Annotated in this window: 20 protein-coding genes; 7 read left to right on the forward strand and 13 right to left on the reverse strand. The window is 64.7% G+C overall.

Annotated features, from left to right (window positions below):
• Positions 1–340 precede the first annotated feature (340 nt).
• On the reverse strand, positions 341–1,573 hold the full coding sequence (locus JQ558_RS33185; RefSeq protein ID WP_211998553.1) for an acyl-CoA dehydrogenase family protein: 1,233 nt from the start codon (positions 1,571–1,573) through the stop codon (positions 341–343).
• 120 nt (positions 1,574–1,693) lie between these two features.
• On the opposite strand from JQ558_RS33185, the gene JQ558_RS33190 reads away from it, so the two are divergent.
• On the forward strand, positions 1,694–2,596 hold the full coding sequence (locus tag JQ558_RS33190) for an alpha/beta fold hydrolase (protein WP_212296381.1): 903 nt from the start codon (positions 1,694–1,696) through the stop codon (positions 2,594–2,596).
• Between the two features lie 133 nt (positions 2,597–2,729).
• On the opposite strand, the gene JQ558_RS33195 is transcribed toward JQ558_RS33190, so the two are convergent.
• Positions 2,730–3,188 carry a nucleoside deaminase gene (locus JQ558_RS33195; protein ID WP_212034203.1) on the reverse strand — a complete coding sequence of 153 codons (459 nt, stop codon included), beginning with the start codon at positions 3,186–3,188 and terminating at the stop codon, positions 2,730–2,732.
• A gap of 153 nt (positions 3,189–3,341) precedes the next feature.
• Between JQ558_RS33195 and JQ558_RS33200 the strand changes: the two genes are divergently transcribed.
• Positions 3,342–5,474 carry a pseudouridine synthase gene (locus JQ558_RS33200; protein ID WP_212296382.1) on the forward strand — a complete coding sequence of 711 codons (2,133 nt, stop codon included), beginning with the start codon at positions 3,342–3,344 and terminating at the stop codon, positions 5,472–5,474.
• Positions 5,475–5,481: 7 nt separating this feature from the next.
• Positions 5,482–6,036 carry a 16S rRNA (guanine(966)-N(2))-methyltransferase RsmD gene (gene rsmD / locus JQ558_RS33205; protein WP_212276245.1) on the forward strand — a complete coding sequence of 185 codons (555 nt, stop codon included), beginning with the start codon at positions 5,482–5,484 and terminating at the stop codon, positions 6,034–6,036.
• A gap of 87 nt (positions 6,037–6,123) precedes the next feature.
• On the opposite strand, the gene mutL is transcribed toward rsmD, so the two are convergent.
• Entirely contained in the window at positions 6,124–7,935 is a 1,812-nt protein-coding gene (gene mutL, locus JQ558_RS33210) for a DNA mismatch repair endonuclease MutL (protein ID WP_212296383.1), read from the reverse strand.
• A 165-nt stretch (positions 7,936–8,100) separates the two neighbouring features.
• Between mutL and JQ558_RS33215 the strand changes: the two genes are divergently transcribed.
• The 3 genes from JQ558_RS33215 to JQ558_RS33225 all read left to right on the forward strand — a co-directional run bounded on the left by JQ558_RS33215 (position 8,101) and on the right by JQ558_RS33225 (position 9,338).
• The gene (locus JQ558_RS33215) at positions 8,101–8,307 is read left to right on the forward strand and encodes a DUF2892 domain-containing protein (protein WP_212276247.1); all 207 of its coding nucleotides are present in this window, start codon (positions 8,101–8,103) and stop codon (positions 8,305–8,307) included.
• Positions 8,304–8,837, forward strand: coding sequence for an RNA polymerase sigma factor (locus JQ558_RS33220; protein ID WP_212296384.1), 534 nt, complete (start codon positions 8,304–8,306; stop codon positions 8,835–8,837). The genes JQ558_RS33215 and JQ558_RS33220 overlap by 4 nt, the downstream gene beginning before the upstream one ends.
• A gap of 204 nt (positions 8,838–9,041) precedes the next feature.
• Complete coding sequence (locus JQ558_RS33225) at positions 9,042–9,338, forward strand: hypothetical protein (protein ID WP_212296385.1); 297 nt, start codon at positions 9,042–9,044, stop codon at positions 9,336–9,338.
• A gap of 127 nt (positions 9,339–9,465) precedes the next feature.
• Here JQ558_RS33225 and arfB read toward each other — a convergent pair whose 3' ends face one another.
• The 8 genes from arfB to JQ558_RS33265 all read right to left on the reverse strand — a co-directional run bounded on the left by arfB (position 9,466) and on the right by JQ558_RS33265 (position 19,113).
• On the reverse strand, positions 9,466–9,885 hold the full coding sequence (gene arfB / locus JQ558_RS33230) for an alternative ribosome rescue aminoacyl-tRNA hydrolase ArfB (protein WP_212213030.1): 420 nt from the start codon (positions 9,883–9,885) through the stop codon (positions 9,466–9,468).
• A 66-nt stretch (positions 9,886–9,951) separates the two neighbouring features.
• Positions 9,952–11,325, reverse strand: a complete 1,374-nt coding sequence (locus JQ558_RS33235) for a pitrilysin family protein (RefSeq protein ID WP_312015058.1) — start codon at positions 11,323–11,325, stop codon at positions 9,952–9,954.
• Complete coding sequence (locus tag JQ558_RS33240; RefSeq protein WP_409363437.1) at positions 11,322–12,713, reverse strand: M16 family metallopeptidase; 1,392 nt, start codon at positions 12,711–12,713, stop codon at positions 11,322–11,324. Before JQ558_RS33240 ends, JQ558_RS33235 begins: the two co-directional genes overlap by 4 nt.
• 154 nt (positions 12,714–12,867) lie before the next feature.
• Positions 12,868–13,578, reverse strand: a complete 711-nt coding sequence (locus JQ558_RS33245) for a hypothetical protein (protein ID WP_212296416.1) — start codon at positions 13,576–13,578, stop codon at positions 12,868–12,870.
• Between the two features lie 126 nt (positions 13,579–13,704).
• On the reverse strand, positions 13,705–14,202 hold the full coding sequence (gene lspA, locus JQ558_RS33250) for a signal peptidase II (protein WP_212296387.1): 498 nt from the start codon (positions 14,200–14,202) through the stop codon (positions 13,705–13,707).
• Between the two features lie 186 nt (positions 14,203–14,388).
• On the reverse strand, positions 14,389–17,397 hold the full coding sequence (gene ileS / locus JQ558_RS33255) for an isoleucine--tRNA ligase (protein ID WP_212296388.1): 3,009 nt from the start codon (positions 17,395–17,397) through the stop codon (positions 14,389–14,391).
• A 193-nt stretch (positions 17,398–17,590) separates the two neighbouring features.
• Positions 17,591–18,145: a sugar O-acetyltransferase gene (locus tag JQ558_RS33260; RefSeq protein ID WP_212213019.1), complete on the reverse strand. Its 555-nt coding sequence runs from the start codon at positions 18,143–18,145 to the stop codon at positions 17,591–17,593.
• Positions 18,142–19,113 (reverse strand): bifunctional riboflavin kinase/FAD synthetase, encoded by a 972-nt coding sequence (locus JQ558_RS33265; protein WP_212296389.1) that lies wholly within the window; start codon positions 19,111–19,113, stop codon positions 18,142–18,144. Before JQ558_RS33265 ends, JQ558_RS33260 begins: the two co-directional genes overlap by 4 nt.
• 242 nt (positions 19,114–19,355) lie before the next feature.
• Here JQ558_RS33265 and JQ558_RS33270 point away from each other — a divergent pair, with 242 nt between their 5' ends.
• A complete protein-coding gene (locus tag JQ558_RS33270) occupies positions 19,356–19,751 on the forward strand; it encodes a response regulator (protein ID WP_192738834.1) in 396 nt (131 codons plus the stop codon).
• 172 nt (positions 19,752–19,923) lie between these two features.
• Here the strand turns inward: JQ558_RS33270 and JQ558_RS33275 are convergent, their stop codons facing one another.
• Both JQ558_RS33275 and JQ558_RS33280 read right to left on the reverse strand, forming a co-directional pair.
• Positions 19,924–20,778 (reverse strand): TIGR01459 family HAD-type hydrolase, encoded by an 855-nt coding sequence (locus JQ558_RS33275; protein ID WP_212296390.1) that lies wholly within the window; start codon positions 20,776–20,778, stop codon positions 19,924–19,926.
• Positions 20,779–20,793: 15 nt separating this feature from the next.
• A complete protein-coding gene (locus JQ558_RS33280; RefSeq protein ID WP_212296391.1) occupies positions 20,794–22,260 on the reverse strand; it encodes an EAL domain-containing protein in 1,467 nt (488 codons plus the stop codon).
• Positions 22,261–22,274 lie beyond the last annotated feature (14 nt).

Raw genomic sequence — 22,274 nt, forward strand, 5'->3', positions numbered from 1 at the left:
AAGCCGTAAAGCCATTGCGCAGGGAAGGCCGGGTGTTCTCCGCTGCCCTGTATGCTCGTGTGCAGCCTACTAAGTGCAAACCGCACACGGGACCGCGGGTGCAGCGCGCACCCGGTCTTCCCTGCGCCCTCTCATGAGAGGGCGGGAAGTTTCTGGCAAAGCTCGGGCGCAGTGCACCGCGAGAATGCGAACTCATATTCCGCTGTCATCGCCCGGCTTGACCGGGCGACCCAGTATTCCAGAGACGCCGATGATAGAACCGAGAAGCCGCGGCGTACTGGGTCCCCCGCTTTCGCGGAGGACGACAGCGTGTTGCGGAGCGACGTCGAGTAACCGACCCCTACAGCAAATCCCCGCCCACAGCACTCGCCGTAGTGCCATGCTCGCGGAATGCCTTGATGACGTTCTTGCCGATCTTCCACCGGTGCACCTCGTCCGGACCATCGACCAGGCGCTGCGAGCGCACCTGCGTGTACCATTTGGCGAGCGGGGTATCCTGGCTGAAGCCGAGCGCGCCGTGGAGCTGGATCGCGGTGTCGATCACCTTGTGCACCATGTGCGCATGATAGACCTTGGCGATCGAGTTCTCCTGGCGGATGTCGAGGCCCTTCTCCGCCTTGTAGGCGATATGGAGCAGCATCAGGCGGCCGATATAGAGCTGCTCGGCGCAGTCGGCGAGCATGAACTGCACGGCCTGGCGGTCGGCGAGCAGCTGGCCGAACGTCGAGCGCTTGGTGATGTGGCCGACCGCCATGTCGAGCGCGCGCTGCGCCTTGGCGACGTTGTGCATGCCGTGACGCAGACGGCCGTAAGCCAGCCGATGCTGGCCCATGTTGAAACCGTTGCCTTCGCCACCGAGCAGATTGTCGGCTGGCACTTTCAAATCCTTGATCTCGATCTCGGAGTGGCCGCCGTGGATCGCATCGGCATGCGGCCCCTCGATCGCCATGTTGGCGACGTTGCGCTTGATCTTGTAGCCGGGGTTCGGCAGCTCGACGATGAACGTCGAGTGCTGCTTGTGGCGCGGCGCGTTCGGATCGGTTCTGGCAACCACCAGCGCCATGTCGGCCACGCTGGCCGAAGACGAAAACCATTTCTCGCCGTTGAGGATGTAGTTCTCGTTGCCGTCCTTGACGGCTGTTGTCTGCATGCCTGTCGCGTCGGCGCCGGCGGCCTTTTCGGTCATCGAGAAGCAGATGCGTTTGTCGCCGTTGAGCAGGGGCTTGAGGAACTTCTCCTTCTGATATTCCGTGCCATGGGCCAATATCGTCATCATCGAGGCGTCGTCGGGGCCCTGCGTGTTCATCGACAGCGCCCCGAGCATGCTCTCGCCGAGCTCCATCTGCACCAGCGCATTGGCGAGGGGCCCAAGGCCCATGCCGCCATACTCCTTCGGCACCCACGGGCACCACAGGCCCTGCGCCCGCGCCTTCTTGCGCAGCGGGCCCAGCACTTCAGCGAGCGGCTTGGTATCGAGTTCCTTCTCCGCCGGAATGCACTCTTCCTGCACCCATTTGCGGACCTTCTCGCGGATCGCCTTGGCTTCGGCCGGAATCTCGAAATCGATCGACATGGCACTTCCTCGCTTTTTGGTTCTTGTTGGGCAGACTTGATGAATGGCATAAACCCGGGACGTGCCAGCGGCAACGCTAAACAATGTTTAAAGCAGCGCGGGCACAAGGGAGCGCTCACCATGCCCGATCTTGCCGACCTGTTTCCCGGCTACGCCTCCGAATGGATCAATACATCAACGGGCCGCATTTTCGCCCGCGTCGGCGGTAAGGGGCCGCCGCTGTTGCTGCTGCATGGCTTCTCGTCCACGCATGTGATGTGGCACACGGTAGCACCACAGCTGGCGGACAAGTTCACGCTGATCATCGCCGACCTGCCGGGCTATGGCTGGTCGGACATGCCGCGCACCGACGAGCACCACACGCCCTACACCAAGCGCGCGATGGCCAAGGTCATGGTCGAGGCGATGGAGCAGCTCGGCCATGTGCATTTCGCGCTCGCCGGCCACGACCGCGGCGGGCGGGTGTCGTACCGGCTCGCGCTCGACCATCCCGGCCGGCTGTCGAAACTCGCCGTGCTCGATATCGCGCCGACTTATGACTACTGGGAGAAGCTGAACCGGCTCTCCGCGCTGAAAATTTATCATTGGGCGTTCCTGGCGCAGCCGCATCCGCTGCCGGAAACGCTGATCGACGGCCATGGCGAGTTTTTCCTCCGGCTGAAGATGGCGAGCCAGACCAAGAGCAAGACGCTTGACGCCATCGACCCGCGCGCGCTGGAGCATTACCTCGCGCCGTTCCGCGATCCCGCCCGCGTCCATGCGATGTGCGAGGATTACCGCGCCGGCGCCTATGCCGATTACGAGATCGACAAGGCCGATTTCGACACCGGCAAGAAGATCACGATCCCGATGCTGGCGCTGTGGGGCGACGCCGGCGTCGCCAGCGCCGCGACCACCCCGCTCGACACCTGGAAGAAGTGGGCGACCAACGTGCAGGGCGCACCGGTCGACAGCGGGCATTTTTTGCCGGAGGAGAATCCGGAGGTGACGGCGAGGTTGTTGAAGGAGTTTTTCACTGGCTAGTCATTCCCGTCATTGCCTACGACAAACGCAAAGCGTTTGCGCAAGGGAGCGAAGCGACGAAGCAATCCATCCATCCGTTTTGCCGCGCGATGGATTGCTTCGCTTCGCTCGCAATGACGGGCGTGGGTGGCCGCTACCTCCTCACCCGGAAAAAATCCTTCAGCAGCGTCGCCGCCTCGGTCTCGCCGACCGACGAATACACTTCCGGCACGTGATGGCAGGTCGGCTGCGCAAAGAACCGCACGCCGGAATCGACCGCGCCGCCCTTCGGATCGGCGGCGCCGTAATAGAGCCGCCGGATCCGCGCGAACGAGATCGCGCCGGCGCACATCGTGCAGGGCTCGAGGGTGACATAGAGGTCGCAATCGACCAGCCGCTCGGTCCCGATGGCATCCGCGGCCTGCCGGATCGCCAAAACCTCGGCATGGGCGGTCGGATCGCGGTCGGTCAGGGTCCGGTTGCCGGCGGTGGCGATGACCTCATAACCCCGGACAATGACGCATCCGATCGGAACTTCGCCCGCCTTGGCGGCGTTTTTGGCCGTTTTGAGCGCCAAATCCATGAAAGAAGGGGCAGTCATCCCTCGTATCATCGGAAGAAACCTGCTACTAGAAGCGCCTTCAGCAAACGTGGATACCGGTTTTGCGTGAGATTGCGCCTTGAGCCAAGTGCGCGCGCGTTACCGCTATGACAGCCGATCCACATCCGCCTGATCGCCATTTCAGCTACGAACGAGAGACTATTCATGCCCCGCGACAACGACAAAGACAACGATTCCCGCGGCCGGCGTGATCGCCCCGGTGGCGGCCAAGGCCGCGCCGGCGGAGGCAAAGGCCGCTCGGGCGCGGCGAGGGGTCCGGAGAAGAAATTCGCCAAGCGCGGCTTTGCCGGAAAAAGTGACAGCGACAAGCGCGACGGCGAGCGCCGTCCCTATGCCGGCAAGTCCGACGGCGCGCGGTCGTTCGACAAGAAGCCTTATGCGGGCGGCGGCAAGCCCTACGCCGGCAAGCGCGACGGCGATCGTCCGCCGCGCCGCGATTTCGACGCGCCGCGTCCGCCGCGTGGCGACCGGCCGTTCCGCGATCGCAGCGAGGGCGGGGATCGTCCGCAACGTTTCAATCGCGACGACCGTCCCCGTGGCGATCGTCCGTTTTCCAGCCGTCCATCCCGTGGTGACGATGGCGAGAAGCGTTCGTTCAAGCCGCGCGAGGATCGGGGTGGCGAGAAGCGCCCGTACACGCCGCGCGGCGACCGCCCGAACTTCAATCGCGACGACCGTCCGCCGCGCCGGGACCGCGAGAGCGGCCCTCGGGATCGTGACGATGCGCGTCCGGCCTCGCGTTTCGGCGAGAAGAAATTCGGCGAGAAGCGTCCCTACACTCCGCGTGGCGAGGGTGGTGGTGAGAAGCGGCCGTATACGCCGCGTGGCGACGGCCCTCGCGGCGATCGTCCGGAACGAAAATTTGGCGGTGACAAGAAATTCTCCTCGCGCGGCGCGCCCGATCGCGGTCCGCGCAAAAGCTTTGGCGCTGATCGCAGCGACTCAAAGCCGTGGCAGAAGCGTGAAGATCGTGGCGGCCGGGATTCCCGCCCCGCCCGCGACGGTGCGCGCGGTTTCGACAAGCCGCGCTTCTCCCGCGACGATCGCGGCGGCGAAGAACGTCCGCGCTTCTCGCGTTCGCGCGAGGATCGTCCCGCTGGCGATCGCCCGAAATTCGACCGCCCGCGTCAGCGGCCCGAAGGCCGCACGGACTGGCAGGAACATCCGCGCAGCGACGCGCGTGACGAACGGCCGCGCCGCGAGAACGAGGACGACAGCAAGATCTTTGCAAAACGTCCGGCGTTCGGCGGCCGTGGCGCCTACCGTGAGCGCAAGACTGAATTTGAGAAACGGGGTCCGCAGCCACCGAAGGTGAAGAAGTCTGGCGAGCGAATTGCAAAAGTGGTGTCGCGCGCCGGCCTGGCCTCGCGCCGCGATGCCGAGGAATGGATCACGCAGGGCCGCGTCAGCGTCAACGGCCGCGTCATCAATTCGCCGGCGCTCGATGTCACCGTCAATGATGTAATCACCGTCGATGGCAAGCCGTTGCCGCCGCGCGAGCGCACGCGCCTGTTCATGTTCCACAAGCCGCGCGGCTTGATGACGACGCATGCCGATCCCGAAGGGCGGCCGACGGTATTCGATAATCTGCCCGAAGGCCTGCCGCGGCTGATCTCGATCGGGCGGCTCGACTTCAACACCGAGGGCCTGCTGCTGCTGACCAATGATGGCGGTCTGGCACGCGCGCTCGAACTGCCCGACACCGGCTGGCTGCGGCGCTACCGCGTCCGTGCCCATGGCGAAGTCACGCAGGCGCAGCTCGATGAACTCAAGAAGGGCGTCGAGGTCGACGGCGTCAAATACGGCTCGATCGATGCCACGCTGGAGCGCGACCAGGGCGCCAATGTCTGGCTGGTGTTTGCGATCCGCGAAGGCAAGAACCGCGAAGTGCGCAACGTGATGGCGCATCTCGGCCTCGAGGTGAACCGGCTGATCCGGGTCTCCTACGGCCCGTTCCAGCTCGGCGAACTCGCCGAAGGCGAGGTCGAAGAGGTCAAGACCCGCGTCCTGCGCGAGCAGCTCGGCGAGAAGATTGCGACGCTCGCAGGCGCCGACTTCAATCGACCGATGCCGGGCGACAAGGAGCCAACGCCTCCCAAGCCGGTGACCCAGCGAGGCGTGATCGCCGACCGCAAGGGCCGCCGCGTGCTGGTGCAGCGCACCGGCAGCGAGGAAGCCCGCGCGCGCAACGAGGAAGAGGCCAATGGCTACGGCCCGCCGCGCCGCCCTCAGCGCGGCTATCACGGCAAGCGCGATCTGAAGCCACGGGACGAGTAGTTGGCCTATGCGTGTCGTCGGCGGACGGTTGAAGGGTCGTAATCTGGCCTCGCCCTCATCGCGCGAGATCCGCCCCACGGCGGATCGGCTGCGCGAATCCGTGTTCAACATCCTCGTCCATGCCTATGACGACCCGATCGAAGGCGCGCGCGTGCTCGACCTGTTCGCGGGCACCGGCGCGCTCGGCATCGAGGCGACCTCGCGCGGTGCCGCGTTCACGCTGTTCGTCGACAATGGCGCGGAGGCACGGGCGCTGCTGCGCAACAATGTCGAGGCGCTCGGTCTTGGCGGCGTGACAAAAGTCTATCGCCGCGACGCCACCAATCTCGGCCCCGCGCATCCGATGGAGCCGTTCTCGCTGGTGTTCCTCGATCCGCCCTATGGCAAGGGACTCGCCGACAAAGCGCTGGCCTCGATGCGCGAAGGCGGCTGGCTGACGCCGGGCGCGCTGCTGATCGTCGAGGAGGCGAAGGTCGCGGCGTTCGCGGCACCCGAAGGGTTCGAAGAGCTCGAGCGGCGAGCCTATGATGACACGGAGTTCGTGTTCCTGAAGGCGAAGTAGGGCGGATTGAGCGAAGCGTAATCCGCCCTCAGGCTGGCAAAATCGGTGGATTACGCTTCGCTCAATCCACCCTACAAATCCATCACGCTATCTCCGCCCGAACAGCTTCTCGATATCCGACAGCTTCAATTCGACATAGGTCGGGCGGCCGTGGTTGCACTGGCCGGAGTTCGGCGTGTCTTCCATCTCGCGCAGCAGCGCGTTCATCTCGTCCGGCTTGAGGCGGCGGCCGGCGCGGACCGAGCCGTGGCAGGCCATGGTGGCGGCGACATGCATCAGCCGGCGTTCCAAAGGCAGCGCCTCATCCCATTCCGCCATGTGCTCGGCGAGATCACGGAGCAGCCCCGCGGCATTAGCCTTGCCGAGCAGCGACGGCGTTTCGCGCACCGCAACCGCGCCGGGGCCGAAGGAATCGATCGCCAGTCCGAACGTTGCCAGCTCCAGAGAACGATCGAGCAGCTTCTCGACCGTCGCTTCGTCGAGTTCGACGATCTCGGGGATCAGCAATATCTGCCGCTGCACGCCATTGCGCGCCAGCGAGGCCTTGAGCTTCTCATAGACGATGCGCTCATGGGCGGCGTGCTGGTCCACGACGATCAGTCCATCGCGGGTCTGCGACACGATATAGGTCTCGTGGATCTGCGTTCGTGCCGCACCCAGCGGGCGATCCAGCATGTCGGCAGCGGGCTGCGCTTCAAAACGCACATCGGCCGTCGGCGTGCCGACATCGAATGCGGCCTGTCCGGCTTCCGCGAACGACGGCGCCGCCGAACCGGTGAAGGAGGGCGTCGGCCCCGTCGGATAGGAGGGCGAACTCCGCCAGTCCCAATTGGTCGGGCGCGGGGCGAAGGATGGGCGGAACGAGGCGAGCGCAGCCCCATCGGTATTAGCCGCGGTGCGCCGGCCTTCGCGGGCGAGGCCGTCCTTCAGCGCATGCACGATCAGCGCGCGGACCAGGCCGACGTTGCGGAACCGGACCTCGGTCTTGGCGGGATGCACGTTGGCATCGACTTCCTGCGGCTCCAGCGTCACGAACAGCGCCACGACCGGATGGCGGTCGCGCGGCAGATAATCGGAATAGGCCGCGCGCACCGCGCCGAGGATCAGCTTGTCGCGCACCGGGCGGCCGTTGACGAACAGATATTGCCCGAGCGCATTGGCGCGCGTCAGCGAGGGGGCGGCGGCAAAGCCTTCGACCACCACGCCCTCGCGCTCGCTGCGCACTTCGATCGCGCTGGAACGGAAATCCGCGCCGAGGATATCGCCGAGCCGCGTCAGCCGGCCGGCAGCGCCGGGCAGTGCTGCGGCCCAAGTCACCGGTGCGCGCTCCTCGCCGGCCAGCGTGAAGGCGATGTCGGGGCGCGCCATTGCCAGCCTTCGCACCACTTCGCGGATCGCTTCGGCTTCGGTGCGGTCGGTCTTGAGAAACTTCAACCGCGCTGGTGTCGCATAAAAGAGATCGCTGACCTCGACGCGGGTGCCCTGGCTCAGCGCCGCCGGCATGATCGGCGACTTCGCGCCGCCTTCGACCGACAGCGACCAGGCGTGCGGCTCGCCTGCATGCCGCGTGGTGATGCCTAATCTGGCCACCGCGCCGATCGAGGGCAGCGCCTCGCCGCGGAATCCCAGCGTGCGAATGCGCAGCAGGTCCTCGTCGTCGAGCTTGGAGGTGGCGTGGCGATCGACCGCCAGCGCCAGGTCGGCATGGGTCATGCCGCTGCCGTCGTCGGTGATGCCGATCCGCCGCCGGCCGCCGCCATCGGTGAAGATATCGACCCTGGAGGCGCCGGCGTCGATGGCGTTCTCGACCAGTTCCTTGACCACGCTGGCAGGCCGTTCCACCACCTCGCCGGCGGCGATGCGGTTGGCGACCTGTTCTGGGAGCTGGCGGACGGGCATGTCGTATGGGTAGCCGATTCAGGGGCGAGGCGGGACCCCATCGGCGCGGATGTTCCCGGAATTCTTGAGCGAAATATAGTTCGGGACTCGCGAACCGAAAGCCCGGCGGGGCGGCTCTATGACACGAGAACGCATGAGTTCTCTCGTGAAATCAAAGGAGCTAGAATGTTCTATCGTAAGAATCTGCCGGGCTGGGAGCGGGCGATGCGGACCGTCGGGGGCATCATGATGATCGCGTATGGGCTGATGGCGATGTTAGGCACGACATCAGGCTATTTGATCGCCGGCGCCGGAGCCGTCGCGATCGCGACCGGATTCTTCGGATTCTGCCCGATGTGCGCCATGGTCGGCCGCCGGCTGCCCTCGCCATGAATGCGCTTGTCCGAACCAGCCGCTGCGATCCCGGGCTGATCGAGGCGGCGCGGGACGGGGACGCCGATGCGCTGGTGTCGCTGATATCAGCGGCCCAGCCTGACGTCCGTCGCTACGCGGCGCGCAATTACCGCGCAGCCGACATCGACGATGCGGTTCAGGAAACGCTGCTGCTGCTCTACCGGCGCGTCGGAACGCTGCGGGCGGTGACGTCGTTTTCGGCGTGGCTGTTCGCGGTCGCGCGGCGCGCTTGTCTGCGACTCTTGCGCCGGTCGATCGGAATGGCCGACGCGTCGGCGGCAGACACCGAGGCGCGTCTGGCGCATTGGTGTCCTGAAGACCTTCGCATCGATCTTTCGCGTGCCATCCAGTCGCTGCCCGAGCATTATCGCGAAGTGATCCTGCTGCGCGACATCGAGGAATTGTCGATCGACGAGATCACCGGCGCGCTCGGCCTCTCTCGCGAAAGCGTCAAGGCCCGCATTCACCGCGCGCGGATCATGATCCGGGAATATTTGATTCGCGACTGACGGTTCCACGTGCCGCATATTGGGTCGACCCGTGGCCAAGTTTTCGCGAAATTGCCCCGAAATCCCTAAACGAAGACCACACGGCGCGGATTGTCTGGTGCGTGCGCCGTTCGCCACAAATTGCTCTGTGCGATGGGCAGGTCCGGACGGATGGCGCATGGAACAACCGAACCGCTCATCGCGAATCAAACCTAGGAGAACTGAATGAAGTTAGTGAAAACCTCGGCGATCGCGCTTGCCATCTCGGCCATGGTGGCCGGTCCCGTGCTGGCGCAGGGTGCCTCGTCCGATAGCAAGATCCGCGGCGGCGTGCAGGGCAAGAGCCAGATGCAGGGCGGGGCAGCGGCCACCGACGACGAGGAACTCAGTGCGCAGCCAGGTGCCGCCGGACAAAAGGCCGCGAAGACTGGTGCGAAGGGCACGGTCGGCGCCGGCAGTGGCGCGGCCAAGGGCACTGGCGGTGCTGCCGGCGACACCGCGACCGGCGGCAAGCGCTACTAGTACCGCGCGCCCTTCAGCAGGTTCCAGTCACAACTCGGAAACTCCGGTCGCATGTCGGCCGGAGTTTTTTCTGACTCAATTAAGCCGAAGCTCTGGCGCAGCAAACCAATGCTCGCCGCCATATCCGTCAGTCGTCGAAGCGCACCGCGCCGCGCTTCGACTTGACGTCGCTGCGGCTCTTCTTGCCCTCCAGTCGCCGTTGCTTCGAGCCGAAAGTCGGCTTGGTGGCGCGCCGCGGCACCGGCCTCACCATCGCTTCGCGCAGCAGTTCGAGCAGGCGGTCGATGGCGTCGGCGCGGTTGCGCTCCTGGGTGCGGAAGCGCTGGGCGTGGATCACGATCACGCCTTCCTTGGTCATGCGCTGGCCGGCGAGCCGGTTGAGCCGCAGAGCGGCGTCTTCCGGCAGCGATATCTTGCGCGTGTCGAAACGCAATTGCGCGGCGGTCGAGAGCTTGTTGACGTTCTGCCCGCCCGGACCGGAGGCGCGGACAAAGCCGATCTCGATGTCGTTCTCTTCAATTGAAAGGTCGCGGGAGACCCGCAGCATGGCGTTCACCGGGCGTGGAAAGAATCGGTGCGCGCAAGATAGCGTTTTTGGACAGAAGTTGCTCTGTCAGTTCGCCTTCGGCGGCGGCGCGGCAACAGCCGGCTGGGCGGCGGCTTGCGGGGCGCGGCCGACGATGACGGTGAGCAGACCGTTGGCCCACAGCAGCTGGGCGGCCTTTTTGGCATCATCGAGCGTCACGGCATCGACGAGGGCGTTGCGCCGTTCGATGTAATCGATCGGAAGCCTGTCGAGCTGGTATTGCAGCAGTGCCGCGGCGAGCTTCGAGGAGGTGTCGAGCGCCAGCATCTGCGAGCCCTTCAGATAGGACTTGGCCTCATCCAGTTCCTTCTGGGTCGGGCCGTCCTCGGCGATACGGCGGATCTCCTTTTCAATGGCATCGACGGTTTCACCGGCGCGGTCGGCGCGGGTGCCGGTATTGCCTACGAACAAGGCGGAGCGTTCCATCCAGAGCAGGGATTCAGAAATCGAATAAGCCAGCCCGCGTTTCTCGCGGACTTCCCTGTAAAGCCGCGACGATGATCCGCTACCGAGGATATGGTTCACGACATAGGCGGCCATGAAATTCGGATCATGGCGGCGGATGCCGGGGCCGCCGAACATGACCACGGTCTGCGGCACGTCGAGCGGAACGAAGGCGCGCTGCGGCGGCTGGGCGGCCTGGATTTCGGCGACCGGCGTCAGGCTGGCTTTGGCCGGCAATCCGCCGAACGTCTTGTCGAGGAGTTTGCCGAGCGTGTCGGCGTCGACATCGCCCACCACGGATATCCGCAATGTGTCTTTGGCGATGATGCGGCCGGCATAGGCCTTCATCTCCGACACGTCGATCTTGGGCACGCCGTCCAGCGTGCCGTTGGACGGACGGCCATAGGGATGATTGCCGAACGCGACTTCCAGGAATTTGCGGCTCGCCAGCGAGGAGGGGTTGGTGGTCTCACGCCGCAGACCGGAGATCACCTGCGCGCGGATGCGCTCGACGTCGGCGGCGTCGAAACGTGCCGAGGTCAATGCCAGCTGCAGCAGGTTGAAGGCTTCGTCCTTGTTGTCCTTGAGCATGCGCAAGCTGCCGCGGAAGTAATCTCGCGTCGACGAGAAGCTCAGTTCGATGGCGCGGCGGTCAAGCCGCTCGTGAAAGGTCTTGGAGTCGAGATCGGCGGCACCTTCGTCGAGCAGACCGGCGACCAGATTGCCGGTGCCGGGCTTGTCGGCCGGGTCCTGGCTCGAGCCGCCGCGGAAGGCATATTCCATCGCGATCAGGGGCACGGTGGCGTCCTGCACGAACCAGGCTTCAATGCCGCCGGGTGACACCAGGTGCTGGATTTTTGCGGCGGCGTGCGATGGTGCCGAACTCAGCAACAGCAGTGCCGCGAGGGCGACAATGGTTGATGTGAAGCGCTGCGCGCCAATCGAAAAATGGATCACGAGCGCTTCTCCTCGCGTTTCGGTGCGGGGTCCTTGATCAGATAGCCCGTCACCGAACGCTTCTTGTCGAGCCATTTATGAGCGGCGTCACGGACCTGTTCGGCGGTGACGGCGCGGATGCGATCAGGCCAGCTGCGGATGTCCTCGATGCTCAGGCCCGTGGTGAGCGCGCCGCCATACCAGCGCGCCAGCGTCGCCTGATTGTCCTGCGCGTAGATCGCCTCTGCGATCAGCTGGGTCTTGACCCGTTCGATATCCTCGGCGCGGGCGGGATTTTGGATGACGTCCGTTATCACGTCGTCGATCGCTTGCTCGATTGCCGAGAACTCCACGCCGGGTTTCGGCGAGACCGAGATCGAGAATTGCGACGGATCGAGCGAGGTGCCCTGATAGCCGGCACCGGCGTTGATCGCGAGCGGGCGGTCGATCACCAGCGCGCGGTAGAGATAGGAGTTGGAGCCGCCGCCCATCAGTTGCGCAAGCACGTCGAGCGCCGGGCTTTCGCCGGCAGCCGCGGTTGTGGAGGAGGGAACGAGGTAATAGCGCCGCAGGCCGGACTGTTCGACGCGCGGATCGGACAGCGTCACGGTGCGCGGAGCCGCAGGCACCGGCTCTTGCGGACGAATCCGCTGCGCGGGAATCGCCGGCTGCGCGGGGATCGCGCCATAGGCGCGCTCCACCATTGGGCGAATCTCCTTGGCATCGACATCGCCGGCAATCACCAGGGTGGCGTTGTTCGGCGCGTAGAAGCGCTTGTAGAACGCCAGCGCGTCCTCGCGGTCGAGCTTCTCGATCTCCTGTCGCCAGCCGATCACGGGGCGGCCATAGGGATGGTTGAGATACAGCGCGGCCATCATCTGTTCGTTCAGCCGCGCGTCCGGGTTGTTGGCGACCCGCATGTTGTATTCCTCCAGCACGACGTCGCGCTCGGGCAGAACATTTTCGTCCTTCAGAATGAGGCCGGTCATGCGGTCGGCCTCGAATTCCATCATCCGCCCCAGCTGGTCTCGCGGCACGCGCTGGAAATAGCCGGTATAGTCGACCGAGGTGAAGGCGTTTTCGTTGCCGCCGATCCGGCGCACGGTTTCGGAGAATTCACCGGCGGGATGCTTGGCGGTGCCCTTGAACATCAAATGCTCGAGGAAATGCGCCAGTCCCGATTTGCCCGGCGTCTCGTCGGCGGAGCCGACCTTGTACCAGATCATCTGCGTCACGACGGGGGTGCGGTGATCGGGGATCACCACCACCTGCAGGCCGTTGCCGAGCGTGAAGCTGGCGGGCCGCTCCGATGTCACCGTGGTCTGGGCCGGCGCGCCGCTGCTGGAAAAAGCGATTGTCGAAATAAAAGCGGCAACGAGCGAAACGGCAAAGCGATGTGGGGACATCATGACCTATCTGGAAGCCCGAACCCAAGCGTTCGGGACAAAGCCCGCGGCATCGTATACCGCGCGTATCACGCCTGATGTCACGATGCAGAGAGCAAAACGCCTGGCGGTTCCAACAGCGGTCCTCGCAGGCGACGGCGCGGAGCCGAAATTGGCGTCAGCGTTCCTTGCCCGTCATGACGTCGTAGTTCTTGTTCAGCGATTCCTTGGGCCCGGTGCCGTAGGCAAAGTTCGGCGAGGGCGTCTGGTACCCAGCCGGAGGCTCGACCAGCGACTGTCGCGGCGGTTCGCCCTTGAACTCCGCCGACTCAGTCTTGTTGCCTTTGAACATACCGAACAAACCGCCTTCATAGCCGAGCTGCGATGGGCTCAGCTGCGGGGCGTTGTTGGTGGTGCCCGGCTGGACCGGATCGTTATTGGTGCGGACGGGCGCGGCGGTCCTGCCGACGTTGAGTTCGGCCGGCGACAGGGCTCGGGCCGACTGGGAGGAGTCCTTGTTTTCTTTCTTGCGGGCCGCGATCGCAGCCTTGCGGCGTGCCTCGTCGGGATCCTTTGGCCAGTTCGGCGCGTTCGCTGCGGCCGAGGCGCCAGCCGGCGGCGGCAGATCGAGTTTCGGAGGCACCACCAGCGGCGAACGCTCGCGGTAATCGATGCCCTTGCTTTCCATGTTCTTGCCGCCGAGGCCCGTCATGATGTTGTGGATGATCTTTTCCTCGAAGGTCCTGTCGTCATCCTCGTCGTCATCGGCGGCGCGCACCGGACCAGCGGCCATCACGAGGCCAACGCCAAGGGCAACGGCGGCGAACCGCATCGCCCGTGTCAGCGAGGTTTTCTGCACCATCCAGAAGCCGGTTTCGGTCTCGCGCATCGCGCTCGTTCCCATTCAATTTTCCGCAAAACTTTCCGGGGTGGCCTTGAGGCACAAACCCGTGTTTGCAAGGCAGTTAACGCCCAAATAGGGACGGCTGCCGCCAACGGCCCGTATCGACCGGGATCAGGGCGCTTTTGCGGCGGGTACCCCCAGGAAGGAATCATACAATAGGGCCGCTACCCCGGCAACAATGGCCACATCGGCCACGTTAAACACGTACCAATTGTAGGTATTTCCGCCGATCTCGACGTGGAACAGGGCAAAATCGACCACCGCGCCATAGGCGACCCGGTCGATGGCGTTGCCAATTGCCCCGCCGATGATCAGGCCGAGCGCCACGGTGGCCAGCCAGTTGCGCGAGTGGGCCATCCAGACCGCCAGAACGACCACGGCCACCGCCTTGATCGCGGTCAGGATGGCCTGGGCCAGAAAACCGTCGTTCTGGAACCAGCCGAAGCTGATCCCGACATTCCAGGCCAGCACCAGATCGAAAAACGGCGTCAACTTCACCGCGCCCCGCCGGCCGATATCGAACACGAACAGCAGCCAGAGTTTCGAGGCCTGGTCGAGCACCAGGGCTGCGACGGCGGCGATGATGCCGGTGCGGAGGTGAGGGCTCATGGCGACGTGCCCGACACAAACTCCGGTGTCGTCCCGGCGAAGGCCGGGACCACCAGCGTGAGAGCGATAGCGCTCATCGCGTCGCCGTGTCGGATTTTGTTGGAAAGACTTTGGGTCATCTTCCTTTGTCGATCTCAGACGCCGGTGGTTATGGGTCCCTGCGTTCGCAGGGACGACGATAGAATTTTAGACACTCACTCCGAGCGCTTTCCACTCCCGTAGCGCCTGCGCGTCGCGCGGCGAGACATCAGGGTATTCGGCGTCATCGCCCACGGTCGGCAGGATCTTCCACGACCGCGCGCATTTGATGCCCTGGGCCTTTTCGACCACGACCGCGACGCCGGGAACGTCGGCGAGGGTGAAGGCCGCGGCCGGCGCGTCGTCATTGGTCACCATCGCGTTCGAGGTGATGCACACTTCGGCCAGATCGACGTCGAACAGCGTGTTGAAGATCGCCTTGTCCGACACATAGACCAGAGGCGACGCTTCCAGCGACGAGCCGATGTTCTTGGCGGCGCGTTCGAGTTCGAGCGCGCCGGTGACGACGCGCCTGACGTCGCGGATGGTTTCCCATTTCGCAGCCAGCGCATCGTCCTGGAATGAACCTAGATCGGTCGGGAACAGTGTCAGGTGCACCGACGGCGCGGCGCCCGGCCGGTACATCCGCCAGGCTTCGTCGGTGGTGAAGCTGAGCACCGGCGCCAGCCATTTCAGGATCGCGTCGCAGATGATGTCGATCGCGGTCAGCGCCGCCTTGCGCACCGGCGAGGACGGCGCATCGCAATACAGCGCGTCTTTCCGGATGTCGAAATAGAACGCCGACAATTCGGTGTTCATGAACGCCGACAGGCTGGCGACAACTGTCTTGTAATCGAACTCGGCATAGGCCTGCCGCACGATCGCGGCTTGTCCCGCCAGTTGATGCAGCATCAGCCGCTCGAGTTCCGGCATCTCCTCATGCGCGACCGCGTCACTGGGCTTGAAGTGGTGCAGCGTGCCGAGCATCCAGCGGATCGAGTTGCGCAGCTTCTTGTAGGTCTCGATGGTATTTTTCAGGATTTCCGGCCCGATGCGCTGGTCGTCGGCATAGTCGGTCGAACTGACCCAGAGCCGCAGGATATCGGCGCCGGAATCCTTCATCACCTTCTGCGGCTCGACGGTGTTGCCGAGCGACTTCGACATCTTGCGGCCGTTCTCGTCCAGCGTGAAGCCGTGCGTCAGCACCACGTCGTAAGGCGCGCGGCCGCGGGTGCCGCAGCTTTCCAGCAGCGAGGAATGAAACCAGCCGCGATGCTGGTCTGAGCCTTCCAGATACATCACGGTATCCTCGCCGCCATCGACCTTGCGGACGATGTTGCCGAGCGTGGGAAAATTCTGGCGGTCTTCCAGCACGAAGGCATGCGTCGAGCCGGAATCGAACCAGACGTCGCAGATGTCGTCGACCTTCTTCCAGTCTTCGCTCGCACGGGACCCAAGAAAGCGTTCGCGGGCGCCTTCCATGTACCAGGCGTCGGCGCCTTCCTCCATGAAAGCCTCGGCGATGCGCTGGTTGACGATTTCATCCTGCAGGATTTCGGCGGAGCCGTCGCCCTTTTCGCGGACGAACACCGCGATCGGAACGCCCCAGGCGCGCTGGCGCGAGATCACCCAGTCGGGGCGGCCGGCGATCATGCCGTTGATGCGGTTTTGCCCGGCCGGCGGCACCCATTGCGTCACCGAGATCGCATGCAGCGCGCGGGCGCGCAGCGTGTCGCCGGGCTTGGCCTTGCCGTTGTCGGCGATGTCCTTGTCCATCGCGATGAACCATTGCGGCGTATTGCGGAAGATCACCGGCTTCTTCGAGCGCCAGGAATGCGGATACTGATGTTTGAGGCGGCCGCGCGCCAAGAGCTTGCCGCCTTCGACCAGAACCTTGATCACGGCCTCGTTGGCGTCGCCCTTTTCGCCCTTGTCGTTGATCACGCGCTTGCCGACAAAGCCCGGGGCGTGGTCGGTGAAGGCGCCGTTCTCGTCGACGGTATAGGGGATCGCGGTATTGATGCCGCGGCTGTCGAGTTCGCGCCCATTCGCCATCCAGGCGTCGAAGTCTTCGCGGCCGTGGCCGGGCGCGGTATGGACGAAGCCGGTGCCGGCATCGTCGGTGACGTGGTCACCGGGCAGCAGCGGTACGGTGAACTCGTATCCGCCGCTGAAGCCTTTTAGCGGATGGGCGCATTCCACCGCGTCGAGCGTGTCGGCCGGCAGCTCGCGAACCTTCTTGTAGGCGGTGACGCGCGCCTGCTTGAACACGCTCTCGGCCAGCGCGTCGGCGAGGATCAGGAGGTCGCCGTTCTTGGCCCAATTGTCCGCCGGCGCATCGGTGACCTCAAACAGACCGTAGGCGATCTTGGGCGAGAAGCTGATGGCGCGGTTGCCGGGCAGCGTCCATGGCGTCGTGGTCCAGATCACTACGGATGCATTGGCCAGCGCCCCATGCGCCGGCGAGGTCACCGGAAATTTCACCCACACCGTATCCGAGGTGTAGTCCTCATATTCGACCTCGGCCTCGGCGAGCGCGGTCTTTTCCACCACGCTCCACATCACGGGCTTGGAGCCGCGATACAGCGTGCCGTTGGCGGCGAACTTCATCAGTTCGCGCGCGATCTGGGCTTCGGCGGGATAGCTCATGGTGGCGTAGGGATGATCCCAGTCGCCGATGATGCCGAGCCGCTTGAATTCCTCGCGCTGCACGTTGAGCCAATGCGTGGCATAGGCGCGGCATTCCTTGCGGAACGCCACCATCGCCGTGGAGTCGCGGAAGTCGGGCTTCGGCTTGCCCTTGGAGCGGTAGTTCTCTTCCTCGATCTTCCATTCGATCGGCAGGCCGTGACAGTCCCAGCCCGGCACATAGTTGGAGTCGAAGCCGAGCATCTGCTGGCTCTTGGTCACGACGTCCTTGAGGATCTTGTTCAGCGCGTGCCCGATATGGATGTTGCCGTTGGCATAGGGCGGGCCGTCATGCAGCACGAATTTCGGTCGCCCCTCGGCCGCCTCGCGCAGCTTCTCGTAGAGACCGATCTTGTTCCAGTGGTTGAGGATCTCAGGCTCGAGCTTGGGCAGGCCGGCGCGCATCGGGAATTCCGTCAGCGGCAGGAACAGGGTCTTGGAATAGTCTGGTCCTTCGGACTTTTCGGACTTTTGCGGTTTTTCGGACATGAATGCTCTGGTTTGGCTCAAAGGGCGCGAGATACGCTGGTCATTCGCGGGGTAAACGGGGAAATCCCGGTCTTGCGCCGAGCCAAAGCTCAGGCGGAAGCCGGGCCGCTAATGGGGATGGTGCGCCGCGCAAACATGGGCTTTCCATAGCAGCCGGAAGCGGAAATCGCAAAGGCCCGCCGGGCCCCGCATCTCAGGACGACCGTTTCGGCCTTGCCGGGTTTCCCGTGACGGTCACCTCAGCGCCGACGTCGCGCGTGACCACGCTGCCGGCGCCGATCACCGCACCGTCGCCGATGGTGACGCCGGGCAGGATGATGGCACCGCCGCCGATCCAGACGTCGCTGCCGATCCGCACCGGGCGTCCGAATTCGAGGCCTTCGCGCCGGGTCCTGGCGTCGCGGGGATGGTCGGCCGCGTAAATCTGCACCGCGGGCCCGATCTGGGTGCGGTCGCCGATCGAGACCTCGACGACATCGAGGATGACGCAGTTGAAGTTCATGAACACGCCGTCGCCGAGGCGGATGTTGTAGCCGTAGTCGCAAAAGAACGGCGGCCGGATCACGGCGTCCTTGCCGACATGGCCGAGGCGTTCGCAGAGCAACGCGTGCCGTTCCGAGACCGGCTGCGCCAGCGCTGCATTGTAGCGCGCCAGCCAGGCCTTGTTGACGGCCTGTTCGGCGCCGAGTTCGGCGTCGGGGCGATACAGTTCGCCGGCGAGCATCTTTTGCTTTTCGCTTCTGCTCAATCGATCACTCCAAGCTTCGGAAACGCATCGGGCGCGGCTGCGAGCGCTGCCCGGGCCCGGACGCTGTCGTCGTCCATCTGGCGGATCAACGCCTCGATGCCGTCGAATTTAAGTTCATCGCGGATGAAGGCGATGAAGGCGACGTCGAGCACCGAGCCATAGAGATCGCCTTTGAAGTCGAACAGGAACACTTCCAGCAGCGGTGCGCCGTTGTCGAAGGTCGGACGGCGGCCATAGCTCGCCACGCCGTTGAGCCGCTCGGCTCCGCGGCCGACCCGCACCGCATAGATGCCGTGCTTGAGCGCGCAGTTCTTGTCGAGCCGGATGTTGGCGGTGGGATAGCCGAGGTCGCGGCCGCGCTTCTCGCCATGGATCACCTCGCCGGTCGCAAACCACGGTCCGCCCAGCATCGCGGTGGCGTCGTCGATCTGGCCCTCCGCCAGCGCCATGCGGATGGCGCTGGAGGACACCGGCCGCTCGGCGATGTCGACATGGGCCTGGACGTCGACCTCGATCCCGAGCCGCGGCGCCTCGCTGACCAGGAGGCTCGGCGAGCCGACCCGGCCCTTGCCGAAATGGAAGTCGTAGCCGACCGCGATGCCGCTGATGCCGAGCCGGCCGATCAGGTCATGGTGAATGAAATCTTGCGCCGACGTTCCGGCGCGGCCCTTGTCGAAGGTCATCACCACGGCGCCGGCGAGCCCGGTGGCGGCCAGGAGCCGCAGCTTGTTGGTCTCGTCCGTGAGACGGAATTGCGGGCTGTTCGGGCTGAAGAAGCTGCGCGGATGCGGCTCGAAGGTCACCGCAAAAGCGGGTTTGCCGTGGGCGTGCCCCATGTTCAGCGCAGCCGCAATCACGGCGCGGTGACCGAGATGGACGCCGTCGAAATTGCCCATGGCGACCACCGCCCCTTTGGGGATGTCGGCGGCGGGGGTGGTGTCTCGAATAACGGTAAAACCAGTTGTCATGTGACGGATTCTTGCAGGATTCTTGCGGATTCAAAAAGACCTTGGGTCGCGATGCGCGCGGCCGGACCGTGACGTGGGCGCGCGGGCGAAGTCAAGCCGGACGGCTTTGGTTCAAAACCGAGGCAATCCAGCCGCGCCCGATTAACGCGCTGTTTAACGCCTTGATGCTAGGGGTGGGGCGAGGACTGCGGGTCGCGCAGGCCTGCCGATATTTAGTGGCGTAAGCGTTAGTGGGGGAAGAGATGGCGGTTGATTTGTCGATGTCGGTTCTGGTGGTCGATGACTACAACACCATGATCCGGATCATCCGAAATCTTTTGAAGCAGCTCGGCTTTGAGAATATCGACGATGCCAGCGACGGTTCGGAAGCGCTGAACAAGATGCGCGGCAAGAAATACGGGCTCGTGATTTCCGACTGGAACATGGAGCCGATGACCGGCTACGACCTGCTCAAGGAAGTCCGTGCCGATCCCAATTTGGCCACCACGCCCTTCATCATGATCACAGCGGAATCCAAAACCGAGAACGTGATCGCGGCCAAGAAGGCCGGCGTGAACAATTACATCGTCAAGCCGTTCAACGCGGCGACGCTGAAGACCAAGATCGAGGCGGTCTTCCCGGACATGGCGACGGCGTAAAGTTGCTCTAGCTTCTTTCTTAACCTCGCCCCGCTTGCGGGGAGAGGTCGGCGCGTAGCGCCGGGTGAGGGGGTACCGCTCTCACCACATCTTCAGAATTCGCCGAGAGAGCCCCTCACCCCAACCCTCTCCCCGCAAGAGCGGGGCGAGGGAGCAGAGGCGCGTGCCGCCACTACCACTTCAGTTCCCGCATCAGCGCCTTTGGCGGATGGCCGAACAATTCCCTGACCGAGGCCGGGTCGAGCTGGTCGATGCCTTCGAATTCCTCGGAATGGATGCCGCGGGTCACGAACAGGCAGTCGATGCCGAAACCCAATGCCCCGGTGAGGTCGGTGCGGACGGAATCGCCGATCGCCAGCACCCGGTCGAGCGGGGCGGCATGGCCGCGGTGCTCGGCGGCGAGCGCCATCGCGCGTTCATAGATCGGCCGGTGCGGCTTGCCGTAGAAGATCACCTCGCCGCCGAGTTCGCGATAGAGCTCGGCGATCGCGCCCGCGCAATAGATCAGCCGGTCGCCGCGTTCGACGACGATGTCAGGGTTGGCGCAGATCATTGGCAGCTTGCGCTCGCGCGCCTGCAGCATCATCGCGCGATAATCTTCAGCCGATTCGGTTTCGTCGTCGAACGGTCCGGTGCAGACGATGTAATCAGCCTGTTCGAGCGGAGCCATCACCGGATCAAGGCCGCGGTAGATCGAATTGTCGCGCTCCGGACCGAGCCAGAAAACTTTCTGCCCCGGATGGTCGGCGACAAAGTGCCGGGTCAGATCGCCGGAAGAGACGATCGCGTCATAGATCTCGTCGGCAACGCCGAGCTTGCGCAACTGCCGCTGCACCGAATCAGCGGGCCGCGGCGCGTTGGTGATGAGGATGACGGTGCCGCCGCGCTGGCGAAAGGTATGCAGCGCCGCGCAGGCCTCGGGAAATGCCTCGAGCCCGTCGTGCACCACGCCCCAGATATCGGACAGGATGACTTCCACGCCATCGACGAGGTCGCTCAGTTTTTCGACGAACCGGAGTGCGGTCATGACATCGGGCGCCGGTTAGCCCGGTCCGGCGGCGCGGCGGGCCAGCGCGGCATTGCCGGTCGCCCGCGTCGAAGGTTCGATCGCCGGGCTGGCGACGGGAGCAGGGGGGCTTGCAGGCGGGCTTGGGCCATTGGAACCATTGGTGCTGTTCGAAGTCGTCCCGCCGGTAGCAGATGCCCCCTCGGGCCGCAACGGCCGGGGCGGCGCGAACAGGAAGCCTTGGCCGAACCGCACGTCGAAATCCAAGAGATCGACCACCGCGCGCTCGCCCTCGATCTTTTCGGCAATCAGGTCGATGCCGAAGCGGCCGAGCAGATCCGACAGGTCAGAGGGGTGAATGTCCGACGTCGAGCTCTGCCTGGGATCGAGCAGCAGCGCCGCTGGAACCTTGATGAAGCGGACGCCGCGGTCGGCGAGTTCCCGCGGCTCGACCCGGAGGTCGCTGACATGGTCGATCGAGAAACGGTAGCCGCGCTGCGACAGCGCCGCGAGATGCTCGCTCTCGGTCGGGCCGAGGTTGCGGAACGTGGCCTGCTTGAACTCGAGCACGAAGGACGGCGCCAGCGCGCGATTGGCTTCGAGGAAGTCGAGGCATTGCGCGAAGGTGGTGGGATTGGCCAGCGTCGCCGCGGAGACGTTGCAGAACACGCCGACATCCTTGTTGCGCACCATCAGGCGGCGCAGCACCTGCACACAGCGCAACATCACCATGTGGTCGATGCGCCCCATCAGGCCGCCGGCTTCGGCGGTGGCGATGAAATCGTCGGCGGCAAGAATCTGGTCGTTGTCGTCGCGCAGCCGCGTCACCGCCTCGTAGAAGCGCACCTTGCGCTGCGGCAGCGTCACCATCGGCTGCAGATAGATGTCGAGCCGGTTCTCCTCGATGGCGTTCTTCACCGCGGCGAGAAGCTGCGGCTGGCTGCGCGCGGCGGCTTCGGCCGGCGCGACGGGTGCCGGCCTGGCGATGACGGGCGGCGCTGCGGATTCGATGGACAATGGTGGTGAGATTTGCGGCCCGGCGACAGGCGCAGCCACGATCGGTGCCGGTGCCGGTGCCGGTGGCGCGGCAGCGGCGCCCGAGGCAATCAAATCCTCATGGCTGGCGACGGAGACCGCGAGCTGCTTGACCAGCACGCCGAGTTCGTTGATCTCGCCGACCACGGCCTGGATGCGGTCGCTGCTGGCGGAATTCGCCGACACCACGCGGCCCTCGACGGCCGCGAGCCGGCGGCCGAATTCGGCGACCTGGCGGGCGAGGTCGGCGGTGCCGCGGGACAGGTCCGCGATCTGGCTGCCGACATCGGAGCGATCGCGCAGCCGCATCGAAACTGCGTTGTAGAGGATCAGGAAGGTCAGCGCCGTCAGCGCCACGATCGCGGATTCGGTTCCGCTGATACCGGCGACCGCATGCAGGACGAGGCCAAGCGAGGCTGCGACCAGCACCATGCAGATGGCAATAAAAATCGTCGAAATGCGAATCATGTCGCGCGCTACGC

Origin of the sequence: Bradyrhizobium sp. AUGA SZCCT0160, assembly GCF_018130105.1 — a bacterium.
Lineage (GTDB): Bacteria > Pseudomonadota > Alphaproteobacteria > Rhizobiales > Xanthobacteraceae > Bradyrhizobium.

Bases quoted from the DNA above. Each gene is read 5' to 3' on its own strand.
- JQ558_RS33185 (WP_211998553.1), bottom strand. From the start codon at position 1,573: ATGTCGATCGATTTCGAGATTCCGGCCGAAGCCAAGGCGATCCGCGAG.
- JQ558_RS33190 (WP_212296381.1), top strand. From the start codon at position 1,694: ATGCCCGATCTTGCCGACCTGTTTCCCGGCTACGCCTCCGAATGGATC.
- JQ558_RS33195 (WP_212034203.1), bottom strand. From the start codon at position 3,188: ATGATACGAGGGATGACTGCCCCTTCTTTCATGGATTTGGCGCTCAAA.
- JQ558_RS33200 (WP_212296382.1), top strand. From the start codon at position 3,342: ATGCCCCGCGACAACGACAAAGACAACGATTCCCGCGGCCGGCGTGAT.
- rsmD (WP_212276245.1), top strand. From the start codon at position 5,482: ATGCGTGTCGTCGGCGGACGGTTGAAGGGTCGTAATCTGGCCTCGCCC.
- mutL (WP_212296383.1), bottom strand. From the start codon at position 7,935: ATGCCCGTCCGCCAGCTCCCAGAACAGGTCGCCAACCGCATCGCCGCC.
- JQ558_RS33215 (WP_212276247.1), top strand. From the start codon at position 8,101: ATGTTCTATCGTAAGAATCTGCCGGGCTGGGAGCGGGCGATGCGGACC.
- JQ558_RS33220 (WP_212296384.1), top strand. From the start codon at position 8,304: ATGAATGCGCTTGTCCGAACCAGCCGCTGCGATCCCGGGCTGATCGAG.
- JQ558_RS33225 (WP_212296385.1), top strand. From the start codon at position 9,042: ATGAAGTTAGTGAAAACCTCGGCGATCGCGCTTGCCATCTCGGCCATG.
- arfB (WP_212213030.1), bottom strand. From the start codon at position 9,885: ATGCTGCGGGTCTCCCGCGACCTTTCAATTGAAGAGAACGACATCGAG.
- JQ558_RS33240 (WP_409363437.1), bottom strand. From the start codon at position 12,713: ATGATGTCCCCACATCGCTTTGCCGTTTCGCTCGTTGCCGCTTTTATT.
- JQ558_RS33245 (WP_212296416.1), bottom strand. From the start codon at position 13,578: ATGCGCGAGACCGAAACCGGCTTCTGGATGGTGCAGAAAACCTCGCTG.
- lspA (WP_212296387.1), bottom strand. From the start codon at position 14,202: ATGAGCCCTCACCTCCGCACCGGCATCATCGCCGCCGTCGCAGCCCTG.
- ileS (WP_212296388.1), bottom strand. From the start codon at position 17,397: ATGTCCGAAAAACCGCAAAAGTCCGAAAAGTCCGAAGGACCAGACTAT.
- JQ558_RS33265 (WP_212296389.1), bottom strand. From the start codon at position 19,113: ATGACAACTGGTTTTACCGTTATTCGAGACACCACCCCCGCCGCCGAC.
- JQ558_RS33270 (WP_192738834.1), top strand. From the start codon at position 19,356: ATGGCGGTTGATTTGTCGATGTCGGTTCTGGTGGTCGATGACTACAAC.
- JQ558_RS33275 (WP_212296390.1), bottom strand. From the start codon at position 20,778: ATGACCGCACTCCGGTTCGTCGAAAAACTGAGCGACCTCGTCGATGGC.
- JQ558_RS33280 (WP_212296391.1), bottom strand. From the start codon at position 22,260: ATGATTCGCATTTCGACGATTTTTATTGCCATCTGCATGGTGCTGGTC.